Source organism: Arthrobacter sp. D2-10, assembly GCF_054161285.1.
In genome coordinates this window covers 2,725,990-2,744,679 of the sequence record NZ_CP096431.1, presented here as the reverse complement: position 1 = coordinate 2,744,679, position 18,690 = coordinate 2,725,990, and the positions used below count along the sequence as shown (strand labels likewise).

The following is an 18,690-nucleotide window of genomic DNA, read 5'->3' as shown; positions in this document are numbered from 1 at the left end:
CGCAAGCAGTACGGGGGTCCTTGGTGTATGTGGGGTGGACTAGGCTGTTTTGCCGTCGCTGGCTGTGCCCTCGTCATTCTTCTTCTTCTTCTTGTCCGCTTCCCGCGCGCGACGCTCCGCCTCGCGTTTGCGCTGCTCGGCTTCACGGGCCTGCTGGCGCCGACGGACCTCAAGGTTCCGCAGGAACTGGGGATCGTCGTCGGGTGCGGTGGGGCGCCGGGTCTGGCGCTGGCTGGGGCGTTCCTCCCCGCGGGGGCGCCCGAACAGAAACCATAGTCCGGCACCCAGCAGGGGAACAAGGAGGATCGTGAAGAACCACGCAGGTTTCGAGATGCTGCGCACTGATTCCGCCCGGCTCATGATGCAGTCGAACAGCGCATAAATAATGACGGCGATCCCCAGGATCACGAGGAACAGCAACAGGCGCGGCATGCATCAATTGTAGGCGAGTAAACTTGGGACGTGCCTTTCCTCAAATTCACCGCTCTACGCCTCGGCTTCGTCGCGGTGTTCTTTGTGATCTGCTATTCCCTCGGGCTGGGCGCGATCTTCTCCGTGATCGCCGCGGCCATCATGGCCTGGTGCGTCACCTACCTGTTCTTCCGCTCGCTGCGGAACGAGGCAGCCTCGACCCTGCAGCGCAGGTTCCGTGACGGTGCTCCGCCGGTACGCACGGCCAGCGAGCTGCGCGACGCGGACGCCGAGGACAGCCTCGACCCGAATACTCCGGTCAACTCGGACCGCCGCCGGCCCTAAAGCCCGGGCGGCTGACACGCCAGCCCGGGCGGCTGACACGCAAGCCCTGAAGGGCCGTTCAGCAGCAACTGACCAGCCGGAGGCTACGACAGTACGCTGGAGATCACTACGCCGGCGCCGAAGAGCACGCTGAAGCCAAGGTTGATGATGCTCGTCTGCTTCAGCACCGGGATGAGGCTCCGGCGTTTCTTGCCCTTGAGCATCAGCCAGCTCGGCATCAGGCACAGCGGGATCAGCAGCAGGACGAGCAGCACCCAGGGGTAGTCATACACGAGCAGCAGCGGTAGCAGCAGCGCCACGGCGAGCATCATCACGTAGCTGACCCGGGCGGCTGAGTCGCCCAGACGGACCGCGAGAGTAAGCTTGCCGGCTTCCCTGTCGGTCGGAATATCCCGCACATTGTTGGCCATCAACAGGGCCATGGCGATGATTCCGGTGCTGACGGCGCCCACCCAGGCAGCGGCACTGAGCTGTCCCGCCTGCGTATACGTGGTGCCCAAGGTTGCCACCAGGCCGAAGAAGACGAAGACGAACAGGTCGCCGAGGCCCATGTATCCGTAGGGGTTGCGGCCGCCCGTGTAACCCCAGGCGGCGGCGACACAGCCCAGCCCCACGAGCAGCAGGAACCAGGCCTGGGAAAGCACAATCAGTGCGACGCCGGCAACCATGGCCAGCGCGAAGCATCCGAATGCTGCCCATTTGACCTGCTGCGGTTTGGCTGCCCCTGAGCCCGTAAGCCGCAGCGGTCCGACGCGCTCAGCATCCGTGCCGCGGATGCCGTCGGAGTAGTCGTTCGCGTAGTTGACGCCAACCTGCAGCAGAACCGCTACGATCGCGGCCAAAAGTGCGTTCACCGGTTTGAACGCCCCGAGGTCGAAGGCTGCAGCGCACCCGATGATCACGGGCGCCACCGCCATCGGGAGGGTGCGCGGACGCGCTCCCTCCACCCATTGCGCAGCTGTTGCCAAGGTGTTCCTCCGGTTGTCTACGGTTGTTGTTGCTTGTCTGAAGGCTCGCAGCGCCGGAGCGCGTTACAACGCTGACTGCTCGAAGAGGGCACGCACGGCCAGCCGGTCCGGTTTGCCGTTCGGCAGCATGGGCAGCTTGTCGAGCGTCAGCACGATCTTCGGCGCAGCATGCGAGCCCAGATGCTCCTGGGCATGCCGCCGTACCGCCTCCGGATTGACGGAGCCGACGACGGCGGCCGCCACCTGAGCTCCCCACTCCTGGTGCGGAATCCCGAGCACCAGCGCTTCGCTGACCCCTGCCATTCCCTCGATGACGCTGGACACTGCGACAGCAGAGACTTTAAGCCCGCCGGTGATGATGACGTCGTCCACCCGCCCATGGACGGTGACGACGCCGTCGTCAATGGTGCCGTCGTCGTCGGTGCGAAACCAGCGGCGGCCGGAGTTGAAGGGGAACTTCTCCCGCGTCAGTTCGGGCTGGCCGAGGTAACCGTCGGCGAGGACCGGCCCGCCGATCCAGAGCCGTCCGTCGTCGTTGGTGACCTTCACTCCGTCGAGAGGGACGCCGTCGTAGACGCAGCCGCCGCAGGTTTCGCTCATGCCGTAGGTGCGCACTATTTTCAGTCCGTGCGCCCGGGCCCGGTTCCGCAGGCCTTCGGTCACAGCGGCTCCGCCGAGCAGGATCGCGTTGAACCGCTGCAGCACCTTGATGGTTTCTGGCGCCGGGTCCTCGAGCAGTCGGTGTAATTGGGTAGGAACCAGGGAGGTGAAGCGGACCTTGTCGGTGAGTTCACCTGCCGCCTCCGTGAAGCGCTGGGGGCTGAAGCTCCCCGTGAGATCCATCGCCCACGGCCTTGTCCCGGCGTACAGCGAACGCACCAGGACCTGAAATCCTGCAACGTAGTGCACGGGCAGGGTCAGCAGCCACTGCCCCTCTGCCTTCAGCGCGAAGGCGGTGCCCATGGCGGACGCGGCGAGTGCGTCGACGCTGAGCATGGTCTGCTTGGGTGCACCGGTTGAGCCCGATGTGCTGAGTACGGCGGCGATCTCGTCGTTAGGGAGTTCGCCGTTGAAGCTCTGGTGTTCTTCGGCGTGCGGCGCCACAGCGGGACCCTCGCCTGCCAGGGCGGCAGCGAGTGGGGCCAACAGGGTGTGCGGATCGAAGCCCTGGGGAGTGTGAACGGGAAAGAGTTCCATGGGCGCCTAGAAGTAGTAGGGGAAGTTGGACCAGTCAGGGCTGCGCTTCTCGAGGAACGCTTCCTTGCCCTCCACTGCTTCGTCGGTCATGTACGCCATCCGGGTTGCCTCCCCGGCGAAGACCTGCTGGCCGGCCAGGCCGTCGTCAGCGAGATTGAAGGCGAACTTGAGCATACGGATGGCCTGCGGGCTTTGCTTCGCGATATCTGCGGCGTACTCGAGGGCAACGTCCTCCAGTCGCGCGTGGTCGACGGCTTCATTCACAGCCCCCATGGCTACCATGTCTTCGGCCGAGTATTCCCGGGCGAGGAAGAAGATTTCCCGTGCCCGCTTCTGGCCGATTTGGCGGGCGAGGAGGGCCGACCCGTATCCGGCGTCGAAGCTGCCCACGGTCGCGTCGGTCTGCTTGAACCTGCCGTGCTCCCGCGAGGCGATGGTCAGGTCCGCGACGACATGCAGGCTGTGGCCGCCTCCTGCTGCCCACCCATTCACGACGGCGATGACTACCTTCGGCATGGTGCGCATCAATCGTTGGACTTCGAGGATATGGAGTCGCCCGGCGCGCGCCGGATCGATGGTCTCCTTGGTCTCGCCCTCTGTGTTTTGTACTACGTACCGGTAGCCGTCCCTGCCGCGGATCCGCTGGTCCCCGCCGGAACAGAACGAGTGACCTCCGTCCTTGGGGGAGGGGCCGTTACCTGTCAGGAGGACGGTCGCGACGTCCGGAGTCGACCGGGCGTGGTCCATCGCCCGATACAACTCGTCCACCGTGCCGGGCCGGAAGGCGTTGCGTACCTCAGGCCGGTTGAAAGCGATACGCACGGTGGGAAGGTCGCGCGTGGTGTCGCCGCCGTCGTCCTGGCTGCGTTCTACCTGGCGGTGGTACGTGATGTCCTGAAAGTCCTCAAACCCCTCCACGAGCCGCCACCGGGCAGGGTCGAAGATTTCAGATACCTGGGCTGGAAGGTCTGTGGTCACCAATCGAGTCTAGCTTCGGAGACCGGGGGGACATCAAAGCGGCTCTGGCCTAGCTGATGCAGAACTCGTTGCCCTCAGGGTCGGCCATGGTGTACCAGACGTGCGGCCCCTCGTTGCCCTGGTGGAGGAAGCGCGCGCCACGGTTCTCGAGTGCCGCGCGGACTGCGTCCCTGTCATCGCCATCCAGGTGAATGTCGAGGTGAATACGGTCCTTTACTGTCTTCGGTTCTGGCACTTTCATGAAGAGAATCCGCTGGCGGTTCTTTTGGCCTTGCTCTTCCGGGCGGCACACCGCCTCACCGGTTTTCCAGACCCGGATGCCGTTGTGCTCGATGACATCGCCCTCGGTCGCGTAGCCTTCGGCAAGCATCTTGTCGATGAATGCCTGGTCCGTCGGTTCAACCACCCATCCCAGGGTTTCAGCCCACCAGTCGGCCTGTGTATGGGGATCCGAGCTGTCCACTACTACCTGAAAGTTGTACGTCATGGCTTCGAGCGTAAGCACGCGTCCGTCAGCCTGCCAGACCATTCCGGACAGCCCGGGTCCGCTATTGCCGGACGCAGCCGTGCCCGAGGGGTCTGGACCGGAACTGCGGGGAGGACTAGCGTGACACCCACCCGCCGGACACGCCGGCGTCCATCGAAGGAGGAAGCATGGCGAACCACACGTACAGCATCTCTGAGGTTGTCGGAACATCACCCGAAGGCGTGGACGCTGCGGTGACCAATGCGGTGACGCAAGCCGCCAAGACCCTCCGCAACCTTGACTGGTTCGAGGTCAAGGAGATCCGCGGGCACCTGGTGGATGGCGCCGTCGCGGACTGGCAGGTGACCGTCAAGCTCGGATTCCGGCTGGAGGAGTAAGCCCGGCTGTTCCCCACGTGGTCCTAACCCGCACCAGTCTTCTCGCCGGCGTTGAGCCCAGCCCCGATGCACGTGAACCTCACCCTTTCAGTGGGTGAACGTGCGGCGCTCGTCGGAGAGAACGGCTCCGGCAAGTCCCACGGTGCTCGCCAATCATGACAGGGTGCTGCGCCGCTGGTTCTCGGAACTCGGCGGTTCAGAGCTACGCCTAGAGGCGGGCTCCTCGAACCTGCAGGGAACGGACCGTGTTCGACACGCCGGTTGACCGTCTCCGCGCCCCGTGCGATTCTTTATAGAACGAACGGTCGGTAAATAAGCCGCCCTCGAGCAACTCGCTGACTATGACGACGATGATGACGGAGGCTGGCATGGCCGAGGCTTTTCTGGTGGGCGGGGTTCGCACCCCGGTGGGACGGTACGGCGGAGCCCTTTCGTCCGTGCGGCCGGACGATCTGGCAGCCCTCACGCTCCGCGAACTGGTCCACCGCACCGGCCTTGATCCCGAGACCGTCGACGAAGTCATCCTGGGTAACGCCAACGGAGCGGGTGAGGAAAACCGCAACGTCGCGCGCATGGCCACCCTGCTCGCCGGCCTTCCCAACACCATCCCGGGAATCACAGTGAACCGGCTCTGCGCTTCGGGGCTCTCGGCGATCATCATGGCCTCGCACATGATCAAGGCGGGGGCCGCCGACGTCGTGATCGCCGGTGGTGTCGAGTCCATGAGCCGCGCGCCCTGGGTGATGGAAAAGCCGACGACGGCATTCGCCAAGCCGGGCGCTGCCTTCGATACGTCGATCGGTTGGCGCTTCACGAACCCAACCTTCGCCGCGCAGGAGAAAACGACGTTCTCGATGCCGGAAACAGCCGAAGAAGTGGCCCGCGTGGACGGCATCACCCGTGACGACGCCGACGCCTTCGCGCTCCGCTCGCACCAACGGGCTGTCGCCGCGACCGAGGCGGGACGGTTCGCGGACGAGATCGTCCCGGTCAACACCACGCACCGCAAGAAGAACGTCACGGTGGACGCCGATGAGGGCCCGCGTCCGGACACCACCCTTGAGGTACTTGGAGGGCTGAAGCCGGTGGTCGCCAAGGACGGCGTTGTCACTGCCGGCAACTCCAGCTCGCTCAACGACGGTGCGTCCGCGGTGATCGTCGCCTCGGAGGCAGCCCTCAGCCGGCTTGGTCTGACTCCGCGCGCCCGCATCATCACGGGCGCTTCCGCCGGGGTGCCGCCGGAGATCATGGGGATCGGCCCCGTCCCGGCAACGCAGAAGGTGCTGGAACTGGCGGGCCGCTCCGTCGGCGACCTCGACGCCGTCGAACTCAACGAAGCCTTCGCCACCCAATCCCTGGCGTGCATCCGCAGGCTCGGTCTGGATGAGGAGATCGTCAACCGCGACGGCGGGGCAATCGCGTTGGGTCACCCGCTCGGATCCTCAGGATCCCGCATCGCCATCACTCTGATGGGGCGCATGGAGCGGGAAGGTGGAAGTTTGGGCCTTGCCACCATGTGCGTCGGTGTCGGTCAGGGCACCGCGCTGCTTCTGGAGCGCGTGTAGTGGAGACCCTGAAAATCGACGACGGCGGTGACCGCCTCAGTGTCCAGCTCAACCGGCCCGAGGTGCGCAACGCGATCGACCAGCAGATGGTCGACGAGCTACATGAGGTGTGCACCGACCTTGAGCGGAATCCGCGGATTCTTCTGCTCTCCGGGTCCGGCGGCGTCTTCGCCTCCGGGGCCGACATCGCGCAGCTGAAAGAACGACGGCGCGACGACGCTCTCGCCGGAATCAATTCGACACTGTTCTCACGCATTGCGCGGCTTCCGATGCCGGTGATCGCCGCTTTGGACGGCTATGCACTCGGCGGAGGCGCCGAACTCGCCTTCGCTGCCGACTTCCGGATCGGCACGCCCGGACTCAAGATCGGCAACCCCGAGACCGGGCTGGGGATACTGCCCGCGGCGGGCGCCACCTGGCGGCTCCGCGAACTGGTGGGAGAGCCGCTCGCGAAGGAAATCCTCCTGGCAGGCCGAGTACTGAGTGCTGATGAGGCGCTCGCCGCCCGGCTCATCACGGAGATCCACTCACCCGAGGAACTGCTTGCGGCCGCCCATCGCCTCGCCGACCGGATCGCCCGCCAGGACCCGCTGGCCACCCGCATCACCAAGAGCGTTTTCCACGCACCGCCGGAGGCGCATCCAGTCATCGACCAGCTTGCCCAGGGCATCCTGTTTGAGTCAGATGCCAAGTTTGAGCGCATGCAGGCATTCCTGACAAGGAAAGACGCAGACAGGAAGAAGAACAAGTGATCACTCAGGCAATCCCGGACAGGGTCGGCGTCCTCGGCGGAGGACGCATGGGTGCGGGTATTGCACACGCGTTCTGTGTGGCGGGTGCCGCCGTCGTCGTCGTTGAACAGAACGACGACGCGGCGGAAGCCGCCCATGGACGCATCACCGCCGCGCTCGATCGAAGCATCGCCAGGGGGACCACGACGGAGAGTCTTGACGCGCTCTCCACCCGCCTGCAGGTGGCTACCGACTACACCGCCTTCGCATCCTGCGGCCTGGTTATCGAAGCGGTACCGGAGGACTTCGCGCTGAAGTCCGCTGCGCTGCGCAGCGTAGAGGAACAGCTCGACGCCAATGCCTGGCTCGCGACGAACACGTCGTCCCTGTCGGTCGGTGATCTGGCCGGCGTCCTGCAGCGGCCGGAGCGGTTCTGCGGTTTGCACTTTTTCAATCCGGTGCCTGCTTCGACGCTCATTGAGGTGGTGCTGGCGCCCGGAACCTCTGCGGAACTCGCGGAACTGGCGCGCGGGTGGACCGAAGCGCTGGGAAAAACGCCGGTTGTGGTCAGGGACGCGCCGGGTTTTGCCAGCTCGCGCCTTGGCGTAGCGATCGCGCTGGAAGCGATGCGCATGGTCGAGGAGGGCGTTGCTTCTGCCGAGGACATCGATACGGCGATGGTGCTTGGCTACAAACATCCGGTCGGCCCGTTGAGGACAACCGACATCGTCGGGCTGGACGTCAGGCTCGGGATCGCCGAGTACCTTGCGTCAACGCTGGGGGAGCGGTTCGAACCGCCGCAGATCCTGCGGGAGAAAGTGGCACGCGGGGAACTGGGACGAAAGGCCGGTCAGGGCTTCTTCACCTGGGACGACTGAAATAGCCGGCCCGCGCGAGGGCCAAAAGGACTATGGTTTTTTCATGAGTGAGCGGACCGCCCTAGCAGACAAGCCACTGATCGGACCTGTTGAGGCGCCCCAACTGCACATCATGACCTACAACATCCGGCGCCGGGTGGCTCACGTGAACCCATGGAGTCATGATTTCTGGGGACGCCGGGAACCACTGGTCCGCCGCCTGCTTTCGGCCGAGCAACCCACCATCCTTGGCGTTCAGGAAGCCCTTCCTGACCAGTTGCCCGCGATCCTTGAAGGCCTCGGTGAGCATTACAGCAGTATCGGCCGAGGCCGCAACGCCGACGGCGACGGTGAGCAATGCCCGATTGTCTACGACGCCGACCGCCTCGAGCTCCTTGACTGGGACCAGGACGCCCTCTCTAACACCCCGGACAGGCCCGGCTCCAACGACTGGGGAAATCTCATCCCCCGCATTGTCGTGACCGGGCGCTTCCGGGATCGCGCCACGGGTAAAGAACTGACCGCCGTCAATACCCACCTGGACCACATGTCACGAAAGTCCCGTCAGCGGTCGGCGGAGGCAATCCGGTCTCTTGTAGCGCGGACGGAGGGCGCCGTCGTCGTCATGGGTGACTTCAATACCGGCGCGGCGTCGCAGCCCTACGAAGTGTTGACCAGCGGCGAAGTGCTCGCTGATGCCTGGGACGCAGCGCAGGAGCGGCTGACTGAGCTGTGGGGAACTTTTCCGCACTACCGCGCCCCGAAGCAGGGGCGCAAGCGGATTGACTGGCTGATGGTGAACGCGGAAGTCACCGTGTGCGAGATGGGCATCAACACCACGCGCTACAACGGCGCGTGGCCCTCGGACCACACGCCGGTGCAGGCGATCATTACGGTGAAATAGTTCCTAGTTGAGGGCGTTCCGGATCTCGTGAAGGTACCCGTTCTTGTAGCCCTTAGCGTTGGGGTGGAGGGCGCTCGGGTCCGTGAAGGGCTGGATCCAGGGCTGCGGTGAACCGAGACCGTGCTTGTCGAACCGCTTGACGACGTCGACGTAGGTGAAGCCGGCAAGTGTCGCCTGAGTCCGGATGATCTCGTTGAGCACGTCCGTGCCGTCGTTGAGTGTTTGTTGCTCGGCGGTACTGAGGGTAAACGGCTGGCCGGTAGCCGGATTGATGATGGGAAGTGTGATCGCGTTACCGAATTCCGGTGAGAACAGATGCGGGTAGCCCGTCACCACTACCTCGGCGTTCGGAGCCGCAGTCGCAATGTTGCGGTACAGCGCCGCCAACGCGGGGGCGAGATCACGCTGTGCAAGGAATAGCGCCCCGTTCACGGTCTGCTCGCAGGTGTTAGGGCTCTGAACGCAGAGAGAAATGATGTTGAGGTATTGGACATCGTTGCCGCCGACCGTCAGCGTCACGAGCTCAGTACCGGCATCGAGGGCGCCGAGTTCGCCAAAGACCACCGCCACGGTGTCGCCGCCGCAGGTCGCATTGACCGTCAGGTCGATCTGCTTCCGCTCATCGAGCAAACCGGGATATCCGAGCGGAGACTGGCCGCAGACTCCGAGGGAGCCGGCCCCGACACCGGCCGCGTACGAGTCGCCAAGGGCGACATAGTCGAGAGATCCGCGGTCGCCTGCCGACGCTGGCAGAATGGACGAACCCGCAACGAGACCCGACGCCAGGAGTGCGCTGGCCGCAATTCGTAAGTGTTTCATTGGCTCAAGATACTCCTTATCGTCCGCCCCGAACATAGGGCTGCAACTCCTCCTTGTCAGCCAGTTCCCGCGGGTCCATCCTAGGTTCAAACGAACCTCAATCACGGAGGAAACGTGGCTTCCGAACCTGACGCAGAGGCTGTTGCCGAGCGCGTGTTCAACGCGGCCCTCGGCACCATGGACGTGCTTGCCATCCACCTCGGCGATCGGCTCGGCTGGTACAACGCCCTGGCATCAGACGGTCCTGCTTCGTCCACCGAACTCGCGGAGCGCACCGGTACCTCTGAGCGGTATGCACGCGAATGGCTCGAGCAGCAGGCCATCACAGGCCTGCTGACCGCAAACGACGACGGCGACGCCCGCCGCTTCACGCTGCCTGCCGGGGCGGCGGAGGTACTGACCGATTCCACCAGCCTTAATTACCTTGCCCCGCTGGCAAGGATGATCGCGGGTGCGGCGGTGCAGCTTCCGGCGCTTCAGGCCGCGTACCGGGAGGGTACGGGTGTCGGCTGGTCCGAGTTTGGCGAGGACGCGCGGGAATCCCAGGCGGACATGAACCGGCCCTGGTTCGAGCACGAACTCGCCGGTGCGCTGCGGCAGGCGCCGGACCTGGTGGCTCGCTTGCATGGGGAGGGAGCGTCCGTCGCCGACATCGGCTGTGGGGCCGGTTGGTCCACCATCGCACTCGCCCGAACATTCCCTACGGCCCAGATCACGGGGTTTGACATTGACCAGGCATCGATCGAGCTGGCCAACAGCAACGCCTCAAGTGTCGATAGCACCGCCCGGTTCCAGGTGGCCGACGCCGCCGGAATGCCCGAGCAGCAGTTCGACGTGGTCTTCGCCTTCGAATGCATCCACGATCTGCCCTACCCGGTGGACGTGCTCGCGGCGGCCCGGCGGTCCCTTCACAGCGGCGGCACCGTCGTCGTCATGGATGAAGCGGTGGCCGAAGCCTTCGCTCCGCCGGGCGATGAGGTGGAGCGCCTGATGTACGGGTTCAGCCTGCTGATCTGCTTGCCCGACGGAATGGCCCACCCCGACAGCGCCGGTACCGGGACAGTCATGCGGCCGGCCACGCTGCGCCGGTACGCTGCCGATGCCGGGTTCTCGGACGTCCGGATCCTGCCGATCGAGGGCTTCGGCTTCTTTCGCTTCTACGAACTGGTGCCGTAAGCGTCCTTCCTCGCTAACCTGAACCATGACCTTGGACGAATGGGACGAATTGGACGACGTCGGGCGTATCGGTTCCTCGCGGAACGTCGCCTGGGAGGGTGCAGTCAACGCCCGGGATCTCGGCGGGGTCACTCCACAAATCCGGCGTGGACGGCTGTACCGGATGGGCAGGCACGAGTGGCTCACCGATGCAGGCTGGCAACAGGCTTACGACGACGGCGTCCGCACCGTGATCGACCTCCGGAACCCCGGGGAGCGGAGACGGCGCGATACCGACCCCGTGCTGAACACCTCCGTCCTGGACCGCTTCCGGGTGCTCAACTGCCCGACGGAGGACCAGTCGGATGAGGACTTCATGCAACTGGTCGGTCCCTACCTCAACTCGCCGGAGTACTACCGGGAGAACCTGCACCGCTGGCCCGGGAAGATTGCTGCGGTGGTGCGGGCAATTGCGGAAGCGGAGGGCGCCGTCGTCGTGCACTGTGCGGCGGGGCGCGACCGCACCGGCATGGTGACCGCGGTGCTGCTTGCACTCATGGGCGTACCGCCGGAGGACATAGCGGATGACTATGCGCTCGCCGTGCAGGGCATCAATGAACACCACCGTTCCCAGAAGCGGCCGCGAGAGCAGCCGAAGTCACCCGAGCAGTTGCAGGAGTGGATTTCACGCGCCCGAGTTCACCTGCTCGATCTGCTTGAGGGGTTTGACGCGGAGTCGTATCTCCGGAGCGCGGGGCTTTCGGCGGAGGACATAGAGGCCGTCCGGGCGCGGCTGGCCTCATAGGACCTAGTTCTCCGGCTTTTTCTCCAGCAGCAGGTTGGTGATGCGCAGGGTGCAGAGGCGGCCGCCGTCGTCGTTGGTGATCAGCACCTCATGGGTGGTGAGGGTGCGCCCCAGGTGAATCGGCGTGGCGGTGATGGTGATGGTGCCGTTGCGGGCGGACTTGTGGTGCGTGGCGGAGACGTCGACGCCCACAGCAGTCTTGCCGAGGGTGCTCGCGTGGATCACGGCCGCCCAGGAGCCGACGGCCTCTCCGACAGCCAGTGACGCGCCGCCGTGCAGCAGGCCGAAGGACTGGCGGTTGCCCTCCACCGGCATGGTCGCGACGACCCGCTCGACCGACTGCTCGAGGATCTTCACGCCCATCTTCTCGTCGAGTTCGCCGAGGGTAATCTGCCAGGGTTCGACGGTCACTTTGGGCTCCTTGTGGGGTGTGGCGGTATCGGGCGTTCATGTACTCTGGACATATTACCGAACGTCCGTTCAGTAATGTTTCCTGAGCTCCCGAACGCGAAAGGTCAACGATGACTTCGACCGCCCTCAGCGTGGACATCGTCCCCAGCTTCATCCGCGACGCCTGGTGGACCCCCGACCAGCACACCCTCTCCGAGGACAACTCCAGCGAGGTGCGTGACGCCAGTACCGGCGAGATGCTCGCCCTGGTCAGCACCAGTGGGCTCAACACGGCCGACGTCGTCGACTACGCGCGCACAGCGGGCCAGGAGGAGCTCGGGAAGCTCACGTTCCACCAGCGCGCGCTCAAGCTCAAGGCCCTCGCGCAGTTTCTGAACAGGCAGCGGGAGCACCTGTATGAGCTGTCCGCGCGCACCGGTGCCACCAAGATCGACTCCATGGTGGATATCGACGGCGGTATCGGCGTGCTCTTCACCTTTGGATCGAAGGGGCGGCGGGAACTGCCCAACGCGCAGGTGGTCATCGACGGGCCGGTGGAGGTGCTGTCGAAGGACGGGTCCTTCATCGGAGAGCACATCTACACACGTATTCCCGGAGCCGCCGTCCAGATCAACGCCTTCAACTTCCCGGTCTGGGGGATGCTGGAGAAGCTCGCGCCCGCCTTCCTGGCCGGCGTGCCCACGATCGTGAAGCCTGCTACTCCGACGGGGTACCTGACGGCCGCCGTCGTCAAGCTCATCATTGAGTCGAACCTCCTTCCGCTGGGATCGCTGCAGCTCATTTCCGGTCCTGCCCGCGACATCCTGGACCACCTCGACTACCGGGATCTCGTGTTGTTCACGGGCTCAGCGTCGACGGCGAACCGGCTGAAGTCACATGAGAACGTCACCACCGGCGGTGTGCGCTTCTCCTCCGAGACAGACTCCCTCAACGCGGCAATCCTCGGCGAGGATGCCGTACCGGGCACCCCCGAATTCGACGCCTTCATCAAGTCCCTCGTCACGGAAATGACCGTCAAGGCCGGCCAGAAGTGCACCAGTATCCGCCGGACGCTCGTTCCGAAGGCGCTGGTGAACGACGTCGTTGCTGCCGCCCGCGAACGCATCGAACAGCGCGTCACGCTCGGTGACCCGCGCGCCGAAGGTGTGACCATGGGGGCGCTCGCCTCTGTGGAGCAGCTACGCAGCGTACGGGCCGCTGTCGAGTCCATGCTGGCTGCGGGCGGAGAGCTTGCGTATGGCACCCTCGATTCCCCGCGCGTGACCCACGCCGACGGCACCGTGGATGTCGCTGAGGACGGCGCATTCATGGCTCCAGTCCTCCTCACCTGGCAGAACGCCGACGCCGTCGAGCTCCATACGGTGGAGGCTTTCGGCCCTGTAGCCTCGGTCGTCGGGTACGACGACGTCGCGCACGCGGTCCGTCTGGCGGCCATGGGCGAGGGGTCGCTGGTGGCGACCGTGTGCACCAACGACCCGGATATTGCCCGCGAGCTGGTGACCGGCATTGCTGCCCACCATGGCCGGGTGCTGCTGCTCAATCGCGAGGATGCACGGTCCTCGACAGGGCATGGGTCGCCCGTGCCTCATCTCGTCCATGGCGGGCCGGGACGCGCCGGCGGCGGTGAGGAGCTCGGAGGCATCCGGTCCGTGCTGCACCATATGCAGCGCACAGCCCTGCAGGGTTCACCGAACATGCTGACCGCCATCACCGGTGTCTGGCACACCGGAGCTGACCGGAACTTCGACGAGGAGCATCCGTTCCGGAAGAACCTGGCAACGTTACGCATCGGCGACGCAGTGCGCTCTGACCTCCGCCAGGTAACCCTGGAGGACATCACCGCGTTCGCGAACACGACCGGGGACAAGTTTTACGCCCACACCAACGAGGAAGCCGCTGCATCGAACCCGTTCTTCCCGGGGATTGTGGCGCACGGGTACCTGTTGCTTTCGTGGGGTGCAGGCCTGTTCGTGGAACCTGCGCCGGGTCCGGTCCTCGCCAACTACGGGCTGGAGAACCTGCGGTTCATCACGCCCGTTGCCGCCGGTGACTCGATCCGCGTGACCCTGACGGCGAAGAGCATCACGCCGCGCGAGGACGAGGAGTACGGCGAGGTGGCCTGGGACGCGGTGCTGACGAACCAGAACGACGAGATTGTCGCGACGTACGACGTCCTGACCCTCGTCGAGAAGTAGGCCGGCGTTCCTGTCCGGACAGTCCCATCGAACATGAGCGTTCGGTGGGATAGTCCGGACAATCCCAGTCAACCTGCAAGCTCGGTGGGACGGTACTTCGCAATCCCTCGTCGAACCAGTTCAATGAACTCCTCCGGTCGGTCGACGATCAATTGGTAGGTCGCACGCAGCACGGGCGTCCCATTGAGCATCAGGACGTTCCCGCGACGCCTGTCCTCCTCGAACTCTCTCGCGTCGGTGTGATGCTTTCTGCCGTCGGCTTCAATGCCGAGGATGCCCTCCACGAATATGTCGAGACGTCCAACGCCTTTCACGTAGACCTGAGTCTGTACCGAGAACCCACCGGCCTTCAGGCGGTATCGCGCAGCTGTCTCCAGGATCGATTGCGAGTGTGGGTCGATCATCCCCACGATGCGACGAAGTTTACGATCCCGTGCGCCACCCGTACGGCTGCGCAACTGTTGGAGCGTGACAAGCCGCTTCACTACGGCAGACTCCACCACGCACAATGCCTCAAGCTCCGGAAGACATCGCATGCATTGCAGGCAAATGTCCAGCGGCGTCAGCTGCTTCGCCGAGCGGTGTACCCGGAAGTTTCCCTCGAGGGGACGTCCATGATCAACGCAGACGTGGATAAAGCGAGGCTTTGTGAGGATCCAGAGGCCCAGTCTCTCAGCGGCATTCACACATGCAAGTTCGGCTTTGACGCACGCAGCGGCCAAGAGTGCAGGGTCTGCATCGGGCGTCACGTACACTCCGCGAATCGGACGGCTCAGCCGTCCATCCGGGACGGCTTTGAGGATCTCGTGACCGCTGAATCCCGCTTTCTCAAGTTCTCGTCGACGGGCCACGCCACCTTTCCTGCAACCTCACGCACGATGTCCATGCCATCCATGCTCGGTGCGAGTGCCCAACCGTGGTGGGGGAGATGGCCCTATGTGGACAGCTGTCTCAACGGGAGATCCCGTCCACGGAAGGTGTTGAGCGGGATAGTCCGAACAATCCCGCTGACGAGGCGCCTTTGACGGGATATCCCACCGGGGAGGTCAGGACCAGGGGGTGACGGGCTTCGGCTGGGGCTCGCCGTTGACAAGAACATCGACGCGCTCGTTGAAGAAACACACCAGGCCATGGATCTGCGTTGCGTCGGGGAAGCGGGAATCATACTGCCATGCGACGTCCTTCCCCTTCGGCGAGCCTGGGTAGGAGAAGTAGTTTGCCTGGCCCTTATAAGGGCAGACAGTCGTGGTTGCACTTGGCTCCAGCGCATCAAACCTCACGTCCTCGGGCGGGATGTAGAGCCGCGGGGGAAGGAGCGTTTCATACAGGACGGCGGCGCGGGACGTATCCGCGAGTGTGATGCCGTCCATCTGTACGGTGATGCGGTCAGCGGAGTCGCGGATATCGATGCGGTGGAACGGGTCACGCGGATGCCCGATGATCGATTCGTCGTCCTCGCGCCAGCTCAGGGAATCGAAGTCGAGCAGCACATATCCAGCCAGCGCAGGGTCATCCGGGCGGAATGCCGCGCCCGGCAGGACGGCGCCGGCTGCGGTGATGGTGAGGGGAGTCCCCGTGGTGGTGTGCCGGCTGAAGGGCGTCCGCGGGTCGAGGACCGGCGGACCCTCGAGCATGATCGCTACCGGATATTCTTCGCCCGCCTCGTGCCCTGACATGGCGGCAGACAGCTCCGCCCGGAGATCCTCCTCCGGCACCGCGAAGATCGGCGTCACCCGTTTCGGCTCCCAGACAAGCAAAGCCCGTCGGGTATCGATGACCGTGGTCTCACCGAGGTCACCCCGAACCCGTTTCGACGTGGGCTCATACCGAAGATCGGAGAGCATACCCAGCATGGTGTCGGAGAGCTTGACGGACATAGCATCAGCGTCCGCTCAGGATGCGCATCAGTCAAGCGCGCCGCTTCCCCGGGGATAGTCAGACGTGGTGTAAACCCTCAAACGCCATCGCGATGACGTCGTCTGCGAGCTTCTCCGGGGTCAGCGGACCCCCTGGCTTGTACCATTCGACAACGGAGTTGATCGTGCCGAACAGTAGCCTCGTCGTGGTCCGTGGGTCTATGTCCTTGCGGATGGACCCCTCGGACCGGGCAGCCTCAACCAGCGCTGCAACCTGGTGGTCAAACGCACGACGGCGCTCAAGGGCTTCGCGCTCAACCTCCGTATTGCCGCGCAACCGCAGCAGGAGAGTCACGAAGGGAAGCCGCTCGGCCAGGACGTTGATCGTACCGCGCAAGACGTACTCGAGCCGTTGGTCCGCTTTGCCGGACGTCGCCTCCGCATGAGTCAGTACGTCCTCGAGCCCGCCGAGGGCGTGGTCGAGGGCAAGCCGCAGCAGGTCACCCTTCGACGGCACGTGGTGGTAGATCGCCGACTTGCTGATGCCCAGGTTGTCGGCGAGGACTCCCATTGAGGTCGCCTCATAACCGTGCCGGTTGAAGACATCGACGGCGATGTTGAGCACGGTCTGCTGGTCGTATCCGGGTCGTCCGCGGCGGGTAGCGGCCTGTGAACTGGGCATACCGGCTATTTTCGCACGAACGTTCGGTCAGATAGCGCCACCGTGCACACTGGGTCAGGCTTTCGGGCGCAGGTCGTAGATGCGCCGCAGCTTCCCGCTCGAGCGCGCCAGCGACCCGCTTTCGACGACGGACACCGCGCAGCTGGACCCGATGTGGATCTTGATCTGCTGGCTCAGTTCCGACGCCGCCGCGGCGGCTTCATCGGCGCTGACGCCTTCCCGCGGTTCGATCCTGACGGTCAGCTGGTCCATGCGCTGACCTTCCGGGCGTGTGAGCTCCAACTGGAAGTGCGGGCTGAGCGCGGGGATGCGTAGCGCGATCTCCTCGATCTGGGTCGGGAAGAGGTTGACGCCGCGCAGGATGATCATGTCGTCGCTCCGTCCCGTGATGCGGTCCATGCGGCGCATACCCGGTCGGGCGGTGCCGGGGAGCAGTCGGGTCAGATCGTGCGTACGGTAACGGATGATCGGAAGCGCTTCCTTGGTGAGGGAAGTAAAGACAAGCTCCCCAGGCTGGCCGTCGTCCAGTACTGCATCGGTGAAGGGGTCGATGATCTCTGGACGGAAATGGTCCTCCCAGATGTGCGAACCGTCTTTGGTCTCAACGCACTCACCTGCCACACCAGGACCCATCACCTCGGATAGTCCGTAGATGTCGCAGGCATCAAAGCCCATGCGATGCTCAAGCTCCTGGCGCATCTGGTTCGTCCAGGGCTCAGCGCCCAGAACCGCCGTCCTGAGGGACGTGCTGTGCGGATCGATTCCGGCCGCCACCATCGCGTCGAGGATGGTGAGGAGGTACGTCGGGGTGCTGAGGATTGCGTCAGGCTGGAAATCCTGAATGAGCTGCACCTGGCGTTCGGTCTGGCCGCCGGAGATGGGGATCACCGTGCAGCCGAGCTTCTCGGCTCCGAAGTGTGCACCGAGTCCGCCCGTGAAGAGCCCGTACCCGTACGCGTTGTGGACCTTGTCGCCCTTCTTGACCCCGCTCGCGCGGAGGCAGCGCGCAACAAGCGTCGCCCAACGGTCGAGGTCGCCGGAGGTGTAGCCGACGACGGTGGGACGTCCGGTGGTGCCGGATGAGGCGTGAATTCGCGCAACGCGCTCCTGCGGGACGGCGAACATTCCGAAGGGGTAGGTCAGGCGCAGGTCTTCCTTGGTGGTGTAGGGAAACTTCGCCAGGTCCGAAAGTTCCCGAAGGTCAGCGGGGTGGACGCCGGCGTCGTCGAACTTGCGGCGGTACAGGTCCACGTTCTCGTAGGCATACTTCACCGTCCACTGCAGGCGTTCAAGCTGCAGTTCCTCGATCCGGCCCCGGTCGAAGCTCTCCTCAGGATCGAGGGTGGCGGGGTCGGCAGCGGTCGCCTTGATGGCGGTGGTGGTCATGCGTTCCTCGATTCGGAAGAGTCGGGCAGGCTTCCCGTTGGTGTCAGGTTTCGGTTCCGGCGGTTGGGGACGGTTCGCGAGCGTCCACGGAAGAGGGCGACAGTGCGCTCCGCATCAGGCGCGCCGCCGTCCTGGCCCGCGGTGATCGTGATGTCGTAGATGCCGCTGCGCCCGGTTGCGCTGGTTCGAGTGGCGACGGCGGTCAGGATCTCGCCGGGCAGCGCTGAGGACAGGAAATTGATGTCGACGCCGGATGCAACCGTTATGGTTTCCGTTTCGCTGACAGGGTTGCAGGCCAGTGCAAACACTGTGTCGGCGAAGGCGAAGATCATTCCGCCGTGGGCAATGCCGAAGCCGTTGAGCATTTCCTCGCGTACCCGCATGGTGGCCGTGGCATGCCCGTCGCCTAAGTGCAGCACCTCGACGCCGAGCCACTGGGAGGCATAGTCCTTATCCAGCATGGGATGAACAGGGCGGACGTCAGTGTCCCTCATGGAGGCCTCTCAGAATTATTTACCGATCGTTCATTAGGTAATACCGGAACGCCCCTGACTGTCAAGA

General features: G+C 64.6%; 23 protein-coding genes. 10 read left to right on the top strand and 13 right to left on the bottom strand.

The features are described from left to right. Nucleotides 1-39: 39 nt before the first annotated feature. Nucleotides 40-432, bottom strand: coding sequence for a PLD nuclease N-terminal domain-containing protein (locus M1D74_RS12870; protein ID WP_458115545.1), 393 nt, complete (start codon nucleotides 430-432; stop codon nucleotides 40-42). Nucleotides 433-462: 30 nt separating this feature from the next. Here M1D74_RS12870 and M1D74_RS12865 point away from each other — a divergent pair, with 30 nt between their 5' ends. Continuing rightward, nucleotides 463-756, top strand: coding sequence for a DUF4229 domain-containing protein (locus M1D74_RS12865; protein ID WP_309071606.1), 294 nt, complete (start codon nucleotides 463-465; stop codon nucleotides 754-756). Between the two features lie 83 nt (nucleotides 757-839). On the opposite strand, the gene M1D74_RS12860 is transcribed toward M1D74_RS12865, so the two are convergent. The 4 genes from M1D74_RS12860 to M1D74_RS12845 all read right to left on the bottom strand — a co-directional run bounded on the left by M1D74_RS12860 (nucleotide 840) and on the right by M1D74_RS12845 (nucleotide 4,386). Then, the gene (locus M1D74_RS12860) at nucleotides 840-1,724 is read right to left on the bottom strand and encodes a 1,4-dihydroxy-2-naphthoate polyprenyltransferase (RefSeq protein ID WP_309071605.1); all 885 of its coding nucleotides are present in this window, start codon (nucleotides 1,722-1,724) and stop codon (nucleotides 840-842) included. Between the two features lie 63 nt (nucleotides 1,725-1,787). Next, the gene (menE, locus tag M1D74_RS12855; protein ID WP_309071604.1) at nucleotides 1,788-2,921 is read right to left on the bottom strand and encodes an o-succinylbenzoate--CoA ligase; all 1,134 of its coding nucleotides are present in this window, start codon (nucleotides 2,919-2,921) and stop codon (nucleotides 1,788-1,790) included. Between the two features lie 6 nt (nucleotides 2,922-2,927). Next, nucleotides 2,928-3,899, bottom strand: a complete 972-nt coding sequence (locus tag M1D74_RS12850; protein ID WP_458115544.1) for a 1,4-dihydroxy-2-naphthoyl-CoA synthase — start codon at nucleotides 3,897-3,899, stop codon at nucleotides 2,928-2,930. 49 nt (nucleotides 3,900-3,948) lie between these two features. After that, nucleotides 3,949-4,386, bottom strand: coding sequence for a VOC family protein (locus tag M1D74_RS12845; RefSeq protein ID WP_458115543.1), 438 nt, complete (start codon nucleotides 4,384-4,386; stop codon nucleotides 3,949-3,951). 167 nt (nucleotides 4,387-4,553) lie between these two features. Between M1D74_RS12845 and M1D74_RS12840 the strand changes: the two genes are divergently transcribed. Continuing rightward, nucleotides 4,554-4,763, top strand: a complete 210-nt coding sequence (locus M1D74_RS12840; protein ID WP_309124782.1) for a dodecin — start codon at nucleotides 4,554-4,556, stop codon at nucleotides 4,761-4,763. A gap of 66 nt (nucleotides 4,764-4,829) precedes the next feature. Further along, entirely contained in the window at nucleotides 4,830-4,922 is a 93-nt protein-coding gene (locus M1D74_RS12835) for an ATP-binding cassette domain-containing protein (RefSeq protein WP_375164466.1), read from the top strand. Between the two features lie 49 nt (nucleotides 4,923-4,971). Here M1D74_RS12835 and M1D74_RS12830 read toward each other — a convergent pair whose 3' ends face one another. Then, nucleotides 4,972-5,133 carry a hypothetical protein gene (locus tag M1D74_RS12830; RefSeq protein WP_458115542.1) on the bottom strand — a complete coding sequence of 54 codons (162 nt, stop codon included), beginning with the start codon at nucleotides 5,131-5,133 and terminating at the stop codon, nucleotides 4,972-4,974. Between M1D74_RS12830 and M1D74_RS12825 the strand changes: the two genes are divergently transcribed. From M1D74_RS12825 to M1D74_RS12810, 4 genes are read left to right on the top strand one after another with little or no spacing between them, the layout of a single operon-like run. Continuing rightward, on the top strand, nucleotides 5,132-6,328 hold the full coding sequence (locus tag M1D74_RS12825; protein ID WP_458115541.1) for a thiolase family protein: 1,197 nt from the start codon (nucleotides 5,132-5,134) through the stop codon (nucleotides 6,326-6,328). The two genes, M1D74_RS12830 and M1D74_RS12825, sit on opposite strands and share 2 nt — an antisense overlap. Further along, complete coding sequence (locus tag M1D74_RS12820; protein ID WP_458115540.1) at nucleotides 6,328-7,080, top strand: enoyl-CoA hydratase/isomerase family protein; 753 nt, start codon at nucleotides 6,328-6,330, stop codon at nucleotides 7,078-7,080. Before M1D74_RS12825 ends, M1D74_RS12820 begins: the two co-directional genes overlap by 1 nt. A 47-nt stretch (nucleotides 7,081-7,127) precedes the next feature. Continuing rightward, the gene (locus M1D74_RS12815; RefSeq protein WP_458117184.1) at nucleotides 7,128-7,937 is read left to right on the top strand and encodes a 3-hydroxyacyl-CoA dehydrogenase family protein; all 810 of its coding nucleotides are present in this window, start codon (nucleotides 7,128-7,130) and stop codon (nucleotides 7,935-7,937) included. Nucleotides 7,938-7,980: 43 nt separating this feature from the next. After that, nucleotides 7,981-8,820, top strand: coding sequence for an endonuclease/exonuclease/phosphatase family protein (locus M1D74_RS12810; protein ID WP_309072781.1), 840 nt, complete (start codon nucleotides 7,981-7,983; stop codon nucleotides 8,818-8,820). Nucleotides 8,821-8,823: 3 nt separating this feature from the next. On the opposite strand, the gene M1D74_RS12805 is transcribed toward M1D74_RS12810, so the two are convergent. Then, on the bottom strand, nucleotides 8,824-9,639 hold the full coding sequence (locus tag M1D74_RS12805; protein ID WP_458115539.1) for an SGNH/GDSL hydrolase family protein: 816 nt from the start codon (nucleotides 9,637-9,639) through the stop codon (nucleotides 8,824-8,826). A gap of 114 nt (nucleotides 9,640-9,753) precedes the next feature. On the opposite strand from M1D74_RS12805, the gene M1D74_RS12800 reads away from it, so the two are divergent. After that, on the top strand, nucleotides 9,754-10,815 hold the full coding sequence (locus tag M1D74_RS12800) for a class I SAM-dependent methyltransferase (protein WP_458115538.1): 1,062 nt from the start codon (nucleotides 9,754-9,756) through the stop codon (nucleotides 10,813-10,815). 25 nt (nucleotides 10,816-10,840) lie between these two features. Next, nucleotides 10,841-11,599: a tyrosine-protein phosphatase gene (locus M1D74_RS12795; protein ID WP_458115537.1), complete on the top strand. Its 759-nt coding sequence runs from the start codon at nucleotides 10,841-10,843 to the stop codon at nucleotides 11,597-11,599. Nucleotides 11,600-11,602: 3 nt separating this feature from the next. Here the strand turns inward: M1D74_RS12795 and M1D74_RS12790 are convergent, their stop codons facing one another. Next, nucleotides 11,603-11,962: a PaaI family thioesterase gene (locus M1D74_RS12790; RefSeq protein WP_309072238.1), complete on the bottom strand. Its 360-nt coding sequence runs from the start codon at nucleotides 11,960-11,962 to the stop codon at nucleotides 11,603-11,605. Nucleotides 11,963-12,120: 158 nt separating this feature from the next. On the opposite strand from M1D74_RS12790, the gene paaZ reads away from it, so the two are divergent. Next, nucleotides 12,121-14,205, top strand: a complete 2,085-nt coding sequence (gene paaZ / locus M1D74_RS12785; RefSeq protein WP_458115536.1) for a phenylacetic acid degradation bifunctional protein PaaZ — start codon at nucleotides 12,121-12,123, stop codon at nucleotides 14,203-14,205. A 68-nt stretch (nucleotides 14,206-14,273) separates the two neighbouring features. Here the strand turns inward: paaZ and M1D74_RS12780 are convergent, their stop codons facing one another. From M1D74_RS12780 to paaI, 5 genes are all read right to left on the bottom strand, one after another. Continuing rightward, the gene (locus M1D74_RS12780) at nucleotides 14,274-15,056 is read right to left on the bottom strand and encodes a hypothetical protein (protein ID WP_458115535.1); all 783 of its coding nucleotides are present in this window, start codon (nucleotides 15,054-15,056) and stop codon (nucleotides 14,274-14,276) included. A gap of 195 nt (nucleotides 15,057-15,251) precedes the next feature. Continuing rightward, on the bottom strand, nucleotides 15,252-16,082 hold the full coding sequence (locus M1D74_RS12775; RefSeq protein ID WP_458115534.1) for a DUF427 domain-containing protein: 831 nt from the start codon (nucleotides 16,080-16,082) through the stop codon (nucleotides 15,252-15,254). A gap of 58 nt (nucleotides 16,083-16,140) precedes the next feature. Then, nucleotides 16,141-16,743, bottom strand: a complete 603-nt coding sequence (locus M1D74_RS12770; RefSeq protein ID WP_309072233.1) for a TetR/AcrR family transcriptional regulator — start codon at nucleotides 16,741-16,743, stop codon at nucleotides 16,141-16,143. A 54-nt stretch (nucleotides 16,744-16,797) separates the two neighbouring features. Next, the gene (paaK, locus tag M1D74_RS12765) at nucleotides 16,798-18,129 is read right to left on the bottom strand and encodes a phenylacetate--CoA ligase PaaK (protein ID WP_458115533.1); all 1,332 of its coding nucleotides are present in this window, start codon (nucleotides 18,127-18,129) and stop codon (nucleotides 16,798-16,800) included. Then, the gene (paaI, locus tag M1D74_RS12760; RefSeq protein ID WP_458115532.1) at nucleotides 18,126-18,623 is read right to left on the bottom strand and encodes a hydroxyphenylacetyl-CoA thioesterase PaaI; all 498 of its coding nucleotides are present in this window, start codon (nucleotides 18,621-18,623) and stop codon (nucleotides 18,126-18,128) included. Before paaI ends, paaK begins: the two co-directional genes overlap by 4 nt. Nucleotides 18,624-18,690: the final 67 nt, after the last annotated feature.